Origin of the sequence: Ensifer sp. Root31 (assembly GCF_001424825.1) — a bacterium.
Taxonomy (GTDB): Bacteria; Pseudomonadota; Alphaproteobacteria; order Rhizobiales; family Rhizobiaceae; genus Ensifer; species Ensifer canadensis.
The window spans coordinates 22769-34692 of record NZ_LMCO01000040.1 but is presented as its reverse complement, the minus strand read 5'-3'; the positions used below and the strand labels follow the sequence as shown (position 1 = coordinate 34692).

12 protein-coding genes are annotated in these 11924 nt (G+C 60.3%); 3 read left to right on the top strand and 9 right to left on the bottom strand.

All coding sequences use genetic code 11. The features are described from left to right. The first annotated feature begins 518 nt into the window (after positions 1 to 518). Positions 519 to 1112 carry a histidine phosphatase family protein gene (locus ASD00_RS28095; protein WP_057210457.1) on the top strand — a complete coding sequence of 198 codons (594 nt, stop codon included), beginning with the start codon at positions 519 to 521 and terminating at the stop codon, positions 1110 to 1112. Positions 1113 to 1190: 78 nt separating this feature from the next. Here the strand turns inward: ASD00_RS28095 and ASD00_RS28090 are convergent, their stop codons facing one another. Continuing rightward, positions 1191 to 2066, bottom strand: coding sequence for a LysR family transcriptional regulator (locus ASD00_RS28090; protein WP_057210445.1), 876 nt, complete (start codon positions 2064 to 2066; stop codon positions 1191 to 1193). 104 nt (positions 2067 to 2170) lie between these two features. On the opposite strand from ASD00_RS28090, the gene ASD00_RS28085 reads away from it, so the two are divergent. Continuing rightward, positions 2171 to 3226 (top strand): alkene reductase, encoded by a 1056-nt coding sequence (locus ASD00_RS28085; RefSeq protein WP_057210443.1) that lies wholly within the window; start codon positions 2171 to 2173, stop codon positions 3224 to 3226. Between the two features lie 234 nt (positions 3227 to 3460). Here ASD00_RS28085 and ASD00_RS28080 read toward each other — a convergent pair whose 3' ends face one another. Beyond that, the gene (locus ASD00_RS28080; protein ID WP_057210441.1) at positions 3461 to 3919 is read right to left on the bottom strand and encodes an SRPBCC family protein; all 459 of its coding nucleotides are present in this window, start codon (positions 3917 to 3919) and stop codon (positions 3461 to 3463) included. Positions 3920 to 4072: 153 nt separating this feature from the next. Here ASD00_RS28080 and ASD00_RS28075 point away from each other — a divergent pair, with 153 nt between their 5' ends. Further along, positions 4073 to 5131, top strand: a complete 1059-nt coding sequence (locus tag ASD00_RS28075) for an adenylate/guanylate cyclase domain-containing protein (protein ID WP_057210439.1) — start codon at positions 4073 to 4075, stop codon at positions 5129 to 5131. Between the two features lie 254 nt (positions 5132 to 5385). On the opposite strand, the gene ASD00_RS28070 is transcribed toward ASD00_RS28075, so the two are convergent. From ASD00_RS28070 to ASD00_RS28040, 7 genes are all read right to left on the bottom strand, one after another. After that, a complete protein-coding gene (locus tag ASD00_RS28070; RefSeq protein ID WP_234908114.1) occupies positions 5386 to 6054 on the bottom strand; it encodes a GntR family transcriptional regulator in 669 nt (222 codons plus the stop codon). 111 nt (positions 6055 to 6165) lie between these two features. Further along, entirely contained in the window at positions 6166 to 6909 is a 744-nt protein-coding gene (locus ASD00_RS28065) for an aspartate/glutamate racemase family protein (protein ID WP_057210437.1), read from the bottom strand. Positions 6910 to 6921: 12 nt separating this feature from the next. Next, complete coding sequence (locus ASD00_RS28060; protein WP_057210435.1) at positions 6922 to 7644, bottom strand: ABC transporter ATP-binding protein; 723 nt, start codon at positions 7642 to 7644, stop codon at positions 6922 to 6924. Positions 7645 to 7647: 3 nt separating this feature from the next. Continuing rightward, a complete protein-coding gene (locus tag ASD00_RS28055) occupies positions 7648 to 8427 on the bottom strand; it encodes an ABC transporter ATP-binding protein (protein WP_057210433.1) in 780 nt (259 codons plus the stop codon). Between the two features lie 4 nt (positions 8428 to 8431). Next, complete coding sequence (locus ASD00_RS28050) at positions 8432 to 9412, bottom strand: branched-chain amino acid ABC transporter permease (protein WP_057210432.1); 981 nt, start codon at positions 9410 to 9412, stop codon at positions 8432 to 8434. A 4-nt stretch (positions 9413 to 9416) separates the two neighbouring features. Then, complete coding sequence (locus ASD00_RS28045; protein WP_057210430.1) at positions 9417 to 10283, bottom strand: branched-chain amino acid ABC transporter permease; 867 nt, start codon at positions 10281 to 10283, stop codon at positions 9417 to 9419. A gap of 69 nt (positions 10284 to 10352) precedes the next feature. Continuing rightward, entirely contained in the window at positions 10353 to 11552 is a 1200-nt protein-coding gene (locus ASD00_RS28040) for an ABC transporter substrate-binding protein (RefSeq protein ID WP_057210428.1), read from the bottom strand. Positions 11553 to 11924 lie beyond the last annotated feature (372 nt).

Genomic DNA, 11924 nt, shown 5'->3' with positions numbered 1-11924 from the left:
CTCGACAAGGGCATCCGCACCGGCGACATCATGGCCGAAGGCGCACGCCAGGTCGGAACCGTCGAAATGGGCGAAGCCATCCTCTCCGAGTTCAAGGCACTGTCTGCCTGATCTGCAAGAGCGCCCTTTGTCGGCGGCGCGACGCAATTCTTCAAAACACCTCCGGAGCAATCCGGAGGTGTTTTACGTTGTACTGTCTTGAATTTGGCGGCTGGTAGAACTCGTCATGCTCATAACGATCCATCATCACCAGCGGAGGCCGTATGGAGAAAACGAACGATGAAGCTCAAATCGGTCTCGACCCGAACGAGGCGGTCGTGCTTGTCGAACTTCTTTCGCAGCGACAATACGTTTTTCAAAAAGCGCGAATTGAAGTAGGAAATGCAACCAATCTACGCCAAACGTTGGGGCCGCCAATCTTCATCGATGTGCCGCGCAAGTTAGCCGTGACAAGTGGCGGACCCTTCGGTCCAATAACGCACTTAATCCAACGCACGACTTCGTCTGGGGCAACATTGATGATTTACCTGCTTCGCCATGGCGAGACCATTTGGAACACCTTGGGTCGGTTCCAGGGCCAGAAAGATTCGCCCCTCACGGAGCGCGGCATCGAACAGGCGGATCGCGTCGCGAAACTCCTTCAGAAGGAAATATCGGAAAGTAGGCAATCATTCCAAATGCACGTCAGCCCCCTAGGCCGAACGCGGCAAACTGCAGATCGCGTGAATCAGGTGCTGCCACTGGTAACACACGAAGAAGCCCGTCTGATGGAGGTCTCCGTCGGTTATTGGGACGGAATGACTAGGTTCGAGATCGACAACGAGTTTCCGGGAATGCTGGATGGCTCCGACGCTTTTGACTGGTATTTCAAGTCTCCGGACGGAGAGAGCTTCGATGCTGCGTGCTCCCGGGCAAAGGACTGGATCGCGGATATACGTGGACCAACCGTAGCAGTTTCTCATGGGCTGTTTGGTAGATTGGTGCGCGGCGTGTATTCCGGTCTTTCGAAGCGCGAAATGTTGGAGTTGCCCGTTCCTCAAGACGGGTTCTACCGCCTTTGCGACGGTGAATTCAGTATAGTAAGCGATCCCGTACCCAGCATGCTCGCCTAACGGGTTCATCCTTTGATCGCTGCGCGACCACAAGCCAATGCAGCCGGCAACCTCGGCCAACCGGTCGAGGGAATGGGCTCAGACATTCCGAAGTTTTTCCCCGACAAACTCGATGAATCTTTGGGTCTTGGCAGGTAACAGTCGCGTCTCTGTTACTACGTGAACCGATATGGGGGCTCCCTGCCATATGGGAAGGATACTTTTCAGCTTCCCTGCTTTGAGATCGTCAGCGACGATGCGTTCTGGAAGGAAGGCAATTCCCATTCCAAGGCCCGCCAGTTGCCGGATCATGGAAACGCTGTTCATACGAAAACGGCTCCCGATCTTCACCTCTTGGGTTTCATTTCCCGCATAGGACGTCCACGTCGGCATCGTTGGCATAGTAAGGCACTGATGTTTTCCGAGATCCAGGGGGTGGGATGGCGTACCGTTCGCCTCAAGGTATGCGGGCGAGGCATAGAACTGCGCGGAAATCCGGGCGATCACGCGGCTAATCAGGGTCGAGCCTTCAGGCATTCCCATCCGGATTGCGAGATCGAACGGCTCGCTAACGAGGTCCACATTGCGCGGCGTGAGATCGAAATCGAAGCTGATGCCCGGATACCTAACCGAAAACTCCGGCAACAGCGGAGCAATGTATGTGGTCGCGAAATCGACCGGAAGCGAAACCCTCAGGATACCGGATGGCTGTGCGACCATGTCTCCCAGCTCCTCGTAGGCGATCCGTGCTTCCTCTACGATCCGGCTGCATCTTTCATAGTATAGTTGTCCGGCTTCAGTTAGCTCGATCTTTCGGGTCGTCCTGTTCATGAGCCTCAGTCCAATTCCTTGTTCGAGGAGGCTGATGCGGCGCGAGAGCGTCGAGTTCGGCATTCCAAGCGCGTCGGCCGCCCGGCGGAAACTGCGCGTTTTTACCACCTCGACGAACAGCGCCATGTCGTTCAGATAGTCCAAGGAATTGCTCCACTGGCTGGATAATGATTTCCAATTAGTTGTGGTTATCCCACAGGTGATCAAGCCCATATTCCCCGAGAACCAATCCAACAAGGAATATGGATATGAACGATATCTTCAAACCCATCGCACTCGGCCGCTTCAACACCCCGAACCGCCTGGTCATGGCTCCCATGACACGGTCCAGAGCCAATGTGGATGGAACGCCGGGCGAGCTGGCCGCCGAATACTACGCTCAGCGTGCCAGCCTTGGCCTGATCGTCACCGAAGGCACGCAGCCGTCCGAGGATGGGCAAGGCTATCTGACGACACCTGGCATTTACACCAACGCACATGTCGCGGCGTGGAAACAGGTAACGGCCGCCGTCCACGAAAATGGTGGTCGCATCTTCTTCCAGCTCATGCATGCCGGGCGCATGTCGCATCCCGACAATACTCCGCATCATCGCCAGGGTGTTGCACCTTCCGCCATCGCACCGGGCACACCGATGTTCACTGCGAAGGGCATGCAGGATATTCCTGTGCCCCGCGCCCTGACGACAGAAGAGGTTCGTCAGGCCGTCCAGGATTTCCGTTTCGCTGCCCGCCGCGCGATAGAGGCCGGAGCGGACGGTGTCGAAATCCATGCCGCAAACGGCTATCTTGTCCAGCAGTTTCTTGCTGCAAGCGCCAACGTTCGGACGGACGAATACGGCGGCTCGAACGAGAATCGCGCCCGCTTCGCCATAGAGGTTGCCAAGGCGATCGCCGAGGAGATCGGTGCAGACCGCACTGCGATACGTCTCTCGCCGGGCATCACAATGTGGGGCATCGACGAGGGTGTGCAAGGACCCGACCTCTATCGTCATCTGGTGGCTGAACTCGACAAGCTCGGGCTGGTCTACCTCCACATCATGCACAGCGGCAATGAACAGCTCGTGGCCGATATCCGGACGCTGTGGCATCAAGCCCTGATCCTCAACCGGCCCGGACGCCCGCGTGATCAGATTGGCGCTGATATCGAGTCCGGTCTGGCCGAGATGGAAGCCTATGGTCAGATGGTCCTTGCAAACCCGGACTTCATCGATCGCCTCAGAGCTGACGCGCAAATGAACGAGGCGGATCGTGACACATTCTTTGGCGGGACGGGCATGGGATATACGGACTATCCGACGCTCTAAGGGGCAACACCGAGAGGAGGGCGCCCTTGATCAAGCGCATAAGTCGTTCAAATAACGCCCGGGACTCCCGCTCTCGAAGGCCCGGGCATAACCACCACCGGCGGACGGGTGGCATCAGCGCGCTCGGTCGCCATGACCTGGCGAACAGGGGCACGGAAATCCTCGTCGCTCAAACGTCGGGGCGTGCCCCATCAACAAAGCTTCGCGGGCCGCGATCGTAGCCGCGGAAAGCAGTCACTCGTTGCCGGTGCGGCCGTGCCAGGGATCCGGCCCCGGATCACGCCCGCCGGCAACCTCGGCCAACCGGTCGAGGTAATGGGCCCAGCCTTCCGCGTGACCGACGCACTGCTCGGCACTGGGCAGGCCCGTGTGGGTAAGGCGAAGCAGCGTTCCGTCCGGTGGTTGTTCGACGAGGTCGATCTCGACAAGGCTTGAGGCCGGCGGCACCACTTCGCTGTCTTCCCAGCCGAAGCTGTATACCAGGCGGTGCACCGGCACCACCTCGCGGAAGGAACCACGAGCGAAACGGGCCCCGGTGACATTGACGAGGTAGAGCCCGCCGCGCTGCGGCTCGATCTGCGCCTCCGTTCCCATCCAGCGCAGGATTTTCTCAGGATCGGTCAGTAGAGCGAACACCGCGGCGGGCGGAGCCGGGATGTGTGCTTCACGGCGGACGATGAGGGCCTCTTGCATCGGCTTCCCCTTTGGTTGCTATGATCTGCCCAGACTGCGGCGCAGAATTGACGGCTATCGGATCAGCTCCTTCCACGATGATATGCCCGCTGTGCAAACTGCGCTACCACTTGCACGGATGACAGGTTGGGGAACCTGACGGTATGATCGTGCATGGATCTGCCCACACACCTCGCCTGGCTGGTGGACGAGGCCAGCGCCTCGTCTGGCCCCGACCGGTTCTTGGCCGAACTCGGCGGCCGGCTGCTGGCTGACGGCTTTCCGTTGGTCGGCGGTACCCTGACACTGGCAGTGCCCCATCCGATTGTTACCCGCCGCACCTGGCTGTGGCGGGCCGAGACCGGTGCAGTGATCGAGGCACTGGGCTTTGCCGACAGCCCGCAAAGCCAGGCTGGTGGCGATTGGCTGAGTGCGCTTGGCCCGGTGCACGAGGACACGGTTGGTCCGGAGCCGGACGGACGATTGCTGGGTTGGGCCGGGGCGCGTCCGTTCGACGTTGCTGAGATCGACCGACTGCGGCAGACCGCGCGCTTCGCCACCGCGCCCTTGGCTGCCTTGGCCGAGCGGGCGGCCCTTGCAACGCTGCTCGAGGCCTATCTCGGCCGACGCAGTGCCGCCCGGGTGCAGGCAGGCGCGCTGCACCGCGGCACCGGAGAAACCATCCGCGCTGTGCTGCTTTGCGCCGATCTACGGAACTTCACCGCCCTTTCCGAGGTGACGGACCCTGCGGCAATGATCGCAGTCCTCGACGCCTGGTTCGACCGCGTTGCCGGTGCGATACACGCCTTCGGAGGCGAGGTGCTGAAGTTTGTCGGCGATGGCGTGCTGGCAATCTTCCCCGTTGCCAGTGCACCGGTCGACGCCTGCGAAGCGGCGCTGCGAGCAGTCGCCGCCGCCCGCGCAGGCATGGCCCACCTCGATGCCCTGCGACAGGCAGAGGGGCTGCCGCCGCTGCCCTTCGGCGCGGCACTGCATCTCGGAGAAATGCTGTGGGGCAATATCGGCACGGCCGACCGGCTGGACTTCACCGCAATCGGCCCCGCGGTAAATTTGGTTAGCCGACTCGAGGGCCTGTGCCGGCCGCTCGGCCGGTCGGTGCTGATCTCGGGCGCGGTCGCCGCCGAGACCATCACGCCGCTGGTGTCGCTGGGCGAGCACGTGCTGCGCGGCATCGCGGCGCCTTGCGCCGTGTTTACGTTGCCGGATACCTGAGCGGTTCGGCGGAATCGCCTCGGCGGACCCAACGCCAATGCGAGTCAAGGTCGGGCGCTTTCGCTACAGCGACCTTTGTGCGTCTGACAAGACGCGCGGCGCCGTATGAGACCGGTGATCGGGCAGTGCGTCGCCACAGGAACCGTCACACCGGCCTTTCCGCAAGGCGGAAGCGACCCGTCCATGAAGCAAAGACTTCTTCCGTTCGTCGCCTTGATGTTTTTGCCAGCCCAGTGGCCGTTCCCAGCGGCAAATCAGCGTAGCATTTCTGCGAGGCTCTTCGGATTGCCCGCCGGCCGAGCGAGCTCCAGGCCCGACAGGAGGTCAAGCAGATGTTCCTTCATCAGGTCGGCAGCCTTAGCGGATTCGCCTGCCTCAATGGCGTCGACGAGCGCATGATGCGCGTGGCTTTCGCAGGTTGTGTCGCGCCGCTTCCAGTAAAGGGCAATAATCAGCGAGGAGTGCGAAACGAGATCACGGACGAAGTCGGTCAGAACGCAATGGCCGGCGATTTCCGCGATACCCACATGAAATCGCGCCGATAACATGATCGCGTCGCTGTCGCGGCCGGCATGCAGCGCCTCATGCTCCTTGTCGAGATGGCGGCGCAGCAGCAATATGTCCTCCGGTTTAGCCACTTCCGCGGCAAGTGCGGCGACTTTGGGTTCGATCAACGCGCGCGCTTCGAAGACCTCGCGCGCTTCTCGGGTCGACGGCTGAGCAACAAAGGCACCGCGATTAGGTTCGAGTCGGACGAGGCGGTCGTGGGCCAGCGCCTGAAGGGCGGCCCGGATCACCGTGCGGCTGACCGAGTAGATCGATGCAAGCTCGTCTTCCGGCAGCTTCGTGCCCGGGGCGAGCCGATGTGCGACGATTGCGTCCCGGAGGCCGTAATAGATCGGCGACCAACGCGTGGCTGGCATCCGATTTTGGATTTCCGGATCGAGGATCGGCGACATAATCATCGTTTCTGGTGGGCTGTTCTTTTGTCTCGCTCGCCGACGAACAACGTCCTTGGGCATCCCGATGCATCCTTATTGAAGCTTGCTCAACCCCGGCGACAATGGCGCGTAGTGACCGGCAAATTGCTTGACGAGTGGCGTGGCATAACCGCCGACCTTCGAGGTTCTCAGACCCAAAGCGCAGATGGCTTCGGCAAGCTTGACCGCGCAGGCCACACCGTCAAGCACCGGCACCCCGTACTCGCTCGAAAGCTGGTCGGCCAAATCGGCCATCCCGGCACAACCGAGTACGATCGCTTCTGCTTTGTCTTCGGCGATCGCACGGGCAATTTCAACCGAGATCTTTTGGCGGGCTTCAGAACCCGGCTCTTCTAGATCGAGTACGGCAACATCCGACGCCCTCACCTTGGCGCAGCGCGAGGACAGGCCGTATTTCGATAGATTATGCTCGATCGCCGGTACTGATCGCGCGAGCGTCGTGACGACGCTGAACTTACCGGCAATCAACGTTGCAACGTGAAACGCCGCTTCGCCTATTCCAATCACGGGTGCGCTTGTAGCGCAGCGCGCAGCATCGAGACCGGTATCGTCAAAACATGCGATCACATAGGCGTCCATATCGCCTGCCTTGAACATTTCGGCGAGAATGCCAGGCACCACGAAGGCCTCATCGAAATAGCCCTCGATGCTTGGTGGGCCGTCTTTGGGATTGACCGCGATGATCCTGGTTCTGGCCGACGCCGCGATCTTTGCTGCCTTGCCGATCTTGCCGGTCATCGAGGTCGTCGTGTTGGGATTTATGACAAGGATGCGCATGTCCGGTCCTACCTACACTTCGCCGCCGAGATAGAGATGCCTGACGCGGTCGTCATTCAGCAACTCGACCGAATTTCCGCTGAGCGCCACCTTGCCGATCGTCAACGCGTAGGCGCGCTGGGAGATCCGCAGCGCCATGCGCGAGTTCTGCTCGACAAGCAGCACGCTGACCTTTTCGTCGCGATTGATCGCCACGATCGACCGCGCGATGTCCTGGACCAACTTCGGCGCGACGCCAAGCGACGGTTCGTCGAGCAGCAGCAAACGTGGGCGCGCCATCAGCGCTCGGCCGATCACCAGCATCTGCTGCTCGCCACCGCTCATCGTCCCCGCCTGCTGCGAGTAGCGCTCCTTGAGCCGCGGGAAGCGCGTCAACACCATCTCCATACTTTGCTGTATCTCGGCCTTGTCGGAGCGCGTGAAGGCACCCATTAGAAGATTGTCGCGCACCGTCATGAAAGGGAAGACACGACGCGCTTCCGGCACCATGGAGATGCCCATGCGGACAATCTCATCCGGCGCGATGCCGTCAATGCGGTTGCCGCGATAGCGGATCTCACCCTTACGGATCTTTCTGAGGCCGGTGATAGCACGCAGAATCGACGACTTGCCCGCCCCGTTGGCGCCGATCAGCGCGACGGTCTCGCCTTCCTTAACTTCGATCGACACGCCTTTCAGGGCATAGACGTGGTCGTAATAGAGTTCGACGTCATCGAATTTGAGAAGTGGTTCCATCGCCTACAATCCGATCGATTCGTCTTCGGCACCGAGATAGGCTTCGATGACCTTAGGGTTCTGCTGGATTTCCGCCGGGGTACCCTCGGCGATCTTCTGGCCGAAGTTGAGTACGACGATGCGGTCGGAAATGTTCATGACGGCCGGCATATCGTGTTCAACCAGGAGCACGGTAATGCCGCGTTCGCGCAGCTTGCGCACGATTTCGACCGCGCGCTTGGTCTCGTCGTGGTTCATCCCCGCGAAGGGCTCATCGAGCAGGACGACGGTCGGATCGGTGGCAAGCGCGATGGCGATGCCGAGCGCCCGCAGGTGCCCGTGGGGCAGGTTGCTGGCGATCTCGGCCTCCATCGCTCCCAGTCCAAGGAAGGCGAGGATCTCGTCGGCGGATCTGCCGAAGGCGTCCAGATCGCTGCGCGCCGATGCACTGCCGAAGTAGAAGCCGATGAGGCTGGCGCGGGACCGCAGATAGTGAGCCGTAACGACGTTGTCGCGCACGGTCATGTCTTTGAAGATTGTGGTCTCCTGGAATGTCCGCACCACACCTTTTCGAGCGGTGATGTGCGGCGACAGCCCGGAGATCCGCTCGCCCTTGAACCTCACCTCGCCTTCGGTCGGCCGCAGGAAGGAGGCGATCAGCTTGAACAGCGTCGACTTGCCGGCGCCGTTCGGCCCGATGACCGAAAGGATCTCGCGCTCGCGCACCGAAAAGGAGACGTCGTTAACCGCGACGAGTCCGCCGAAACGTTTGGTAAGGCCGCTGACTTCGAGAATGTCGGTCATGGTGCTAGCCGCTCCTCTTGCCGGGCAGGGCTAGGCTCAGTAGACCGTTGGGCAGGATCAGCATCAGCGCGATCAGCACTGTCGAGAAGATCAGGAGCTGGAATTCGCCCGCCTGGAACAGCACGTCCCAACCGAAATAGAGGACAAAGGTTCCAAGCATCGGTCCGAGCACATAGCCAAGCCCGCCGAGGAAGCAATTGAGCATGAAATTGACCGAGTCGGCGACCGTGAAGCTCGACGGATAGATCGACTGGGAGATCGATGCGAACATCGCCCCACCGACGCCGCCGAGGAAAGACGAGAGCGCATATGCGACTACGCGGAGGTAGGCGATATTGACGCCGATCGACGAGGCAAGCTCCTCGTTCTGCTGCAGCGATTGGCAGAGCTGTCCGATGCGCGAATGGGCGAGCCGATAGAGACCGAGGAAGCAAAGCGCCATCAACAATACAGCGACGATGTAGAAGGCAAGTCGGGGATTGGCGAGGCTCGAGAAATCCGGGACGAGGGTGATGCCGAAAAGGCTGATGCTGGTCGGTAGGGGGATGCTGACGATGCCTTTGGCGCCGTTGGTGATCGGCATAGCAAGCGCAAGCAGGCGCGCGACTTCCGTCAACACCAGCGACACCATGGCAAAATAGACGCCACGCAGGCGCAGAATAGGCAGGCCTATGAGAACACTTGCAACGGCACAGAACAGGCCCGCCAGAGGCAGGGTCAGCCAGAACGACACGCCGTAATTCGTCACCAGGACGGCGGAGACATAGCCGCCCATCAACGCGTAGGCGCCTTGGCCGATATTGATGCGGCCGATATAGAAGGTGATCCACACGCCCGCGCTGATGATGCTGAGAAGGGCGACCGAGGTCAGCGTGTAATAGAGGTCGCTCCGGCCGGTGGCGCTGATCAGCAGCGGAACAGCCACAAGCAGCGACAACAAGAACAGGGTGGCGGCGACGATCCTGACGGTCGACGATTTGCGCATGGCATCAGCCCCACGGTTTGCCCATCAGCCCGTTCGGGCGGATGCTCAGGAAGACCATGAGCAGCGCGAAGATGACGAGATAGGTGACGTCGCCATATTCGCGCAGCACGGTTAGACCGACCGATTCCATCATCCCGAGGATGAAACCACCGGCAATTGCGCCGCCAACTACGCCGGCGCCGCCGATCATCACCATCAGAAACGCCTTGATCGAAATCGGTCCGCCGATGCCGGAATTGACACCGGTGATACTGACGAGCAAGCCGCCGACGACACCGGCGAGCATTGCCCCGAGCGCGAAGCCGATCATGGAATAGCGCTCGACCTTGACACCCATCAGCTGCGCGGCAATGCGGTCTTGTGCCAGCGCCCGCATGGCGCGGCCCGGTTTGCTGTATTGCATGTAGAGCATGAAGGCGGCGATCATCAGTATCGCGATCAGGCCGACGACGATGCGATCGTACGGCAAGATCACACTGTCTGAGATGAAAACGCCGCTGACGATTTTCGGCACGCCGCGCTGTTTCTCGCCGAACAGCAGCAATATGAGGGCATCGAGGAAAAATGCGATGGCAGCGGCGAGCAGCATCGTGCTTTCCTCGCGCTTGCTGCGTCGGATCACCGGCCGGAAAAGGAATTTCTCCATCAGCGCGCCGACGATCGCCAGCGATACCCCAGAACAGATCAGCGCAAGCACGAAGGGCAGCTTGAGCTGACCGTAGATCGAGTACGTCACGAAGCCGCCCAGCACGTACATCTGCCCATGCGCGAAGTTGAGAACGTTCATGAGCGCGAAGATCAGTGTCAGCCCGAGCGCGATCAGCGCATATTGGGCACCCAGATACAGTCCGTTGGCAATGACCTGTTCCATGGCGGAAAATCCGATCGCCGGAGAGGTTCGGGATCGGTCCCGAACCTCGATTGACTTAATCAGGCAACGTCAGTCCACTTCGCCGACGAACAACGTCTCGAACTTGCCGTCCTTGAACTCGGTCACCACCATCGGCACGGAGACCTGGCGCCTCTGGCCGAAGGAGGTCATGCCGACATATTTCAGCATGCTGTCCTTGGCGTAGGGATTGGGTGCGGAGAAGCTGTCGATGGTCTTCTTGAACTCCTCCACGTCGTCTATCGCCTTGGGGTTCGCCTTGAGCGTTTCGATGATGTATTCGAGCGCGTAGACCTTGGTGTTGGACTCATCGTTGTATTCGCCGAACTTCTTGGTGTAGCGTTCGATGAACTCTTTCATCAGTGGCGTACGGATCTCCGGCGTCGAAGCACCGCCGACTGAGATGAAGCCGTTGGCGAGTTCGCCAGCGCCTTCCTGCAGCACGGTCGCGTCCTGCGCCGTTTCTGCCGAGATCAGTCCCTCATAGCCGAGTTCGCGTGCCGCGCGGATCAACAGCGGCGCGTTGGCCGGGGCCACACCGGACAGGACGAGCAGATCCGGTTTCAGCTGGACGATCGGCGTCAGCACCGGTGTGAAGTCGCGTGTGTCGTTCTGGTAGGTGTCGGTCTCGGCGACCACGTCCAGCCCGAGTTCCTTGGCGGCAGCGACGCCGCTGTCACGCTGGCTGATCGGGTCGGATTCGTTGGCGGCGATGAAAGCCACCTTCTTCACGCTCTTGTTTTCCTTCAGATATTTGTAGATTGCCGGTCCGGACTGATAATTGGCGACCATGCCGAGGACCGCATTTGATGCCGGTGCGACATAAAGCGATTTCGGGAAGGCGTAGGGGAAATAGATGATCCCCTTGGATTCCGCCACAGGACGAACGGCCGCCGCGCCGTCATCGACATTGGGTCCGACGACATAATGGATGCCCTCCTGGGCCATCTTCTCCATGCCGGCGATGGCCCGCTTAGGATCCTTCTGGTCGTCGAAGGTCACAATAGTGATGTTGTAGGTATCGTCGCCGATCTTCACTCCGCCGGCCTCGTTGAGCCAATCTGCGCGCGTCTGCATCGAGCGGACGTTTGACGTACCCCAGGCCGCGGCGGGACCGCTGGTCACGCCGACGAAGCCAATCTTGAGTTCCTTGTTCTCCGCTTGCGCGGGAAAGGTGCTTGCGGCTGCAATTGCCAGGATCGAAACGGCGCTGAGCGCCAACGATTTCAATGTCGAGCGTCTGTTGATCATCTCACTCCCCATTTTTGGCATCCGGCGCCAGATGGCGTGACGGGCTATAATAAGGAAGCGCTAAAATAGAATATTGTCAACATCAGAGACAGATATTGTATACGATATGAGGGCGCTTTCTCGATCGCCCGCCGAGAATCGACGCCACCAAAAAAACAGCGTTGTTGGTGGGGGAGCGGCAAGCCGCTGGCGGTGAGAGAGTTCCAGATCAATGACGGCTGCTGCTTCGTGATCAGCGAACTTCTGGCCTACGGCGAGGCCAGGAAGTGGTTCAGAATACTGTCTTGTCAAGGCGAGCCTTCAGGCTGAACCTGCAAACAATCTCTGCGGGCCGAGCGCGATTCGCTTCATCTCTGATGCCTCGGTGAGCGA

What these genes read in the sequence shown, in the direction of transcription:
- ASD00_RS28040 (WP_057210428.1), bottom strand. Translation starts at nt 11,552, where the DNA reads ATGATCAACAGACGCTCGACATTGAAATCGTTGGCGCTCAGCGCCGTT.
- ASD00_RS28085 (WP_057210443.1), top strand. Translation starts at nt 2,171, where the DNA reads ATGAACGATATCTTCAAACCCATCGCACTCGGCCGCTTCAACACCCCG.
- ASD00_RS28070 (WP_234908114.1), bottom strand. Translation starts at nt 6,054, where the DNA reads ATGCCAGCCACGCGTTGGTCGCCGATCTATTACGGCCTCCGGGACGCA.
- ASD00_RS28055 (WP_057210433.1), bottom strand. Translation starts at nt 8,427, where the DNA reads ATGACCGACATTCTCGAAGTCAGCGGCCTTACCAAACGTTTCGGCGGA.
- ASD00_RS28095 (WP_057210457.1), top strand. Translation starts at nt 519, where the DNA reads ATGATTTACCTGCTTCGCCATGGCGAGACCATTTGGAACACCTTGGGT.
- ASD00_RS28065 (WP_057210437.1), bottom strand. Translation starts at nt 6,909, where the DNA reads ATGCGCATCCTTGTCATAAATCCCAACACGACGACCTCGATGACCGGC.
- ASD00_RS28050 (WP_057210432.1), bottom strand. Translation starts at nt 9,412, where the DNA reads ATGCGCAAATCGTCGACCGTCAGGATCGTCGCCGCCACCCTGTTCTTG.
- ASD00_RS28075 (WP_057210439.1), top strand. Translation starts at nt 4,073, where the DNA reads ATGGATCTGCCCACACACCTCGCCTGGCTGGTGGACGAGGCCAGCGCC.
- ASD00_RS28060 (WP_057210435.1), bottom strand. Translation starts at nt 7,644, where the DNA reads ATGGAACCACTTCTCAAATTCGATGACGTCGAACTCTATTACGACCAC.
- ASD00_RS28080 (WP_057210441.1), bottom strand. Translation starts at nt 3,919, where the DNA reads ATGCAAGAGGCCCTCATCGTCCGCCGTGAAGCACACATCCCGGCTCCG.
- ASD00_RS28045 (WP_057210430.1), bottom strand. Translation starts at nt 10,283, where the DNA reads ATGGAACAGGTCATTGCCAACGGACTGTATCTGGGTGCCCAATATGCG.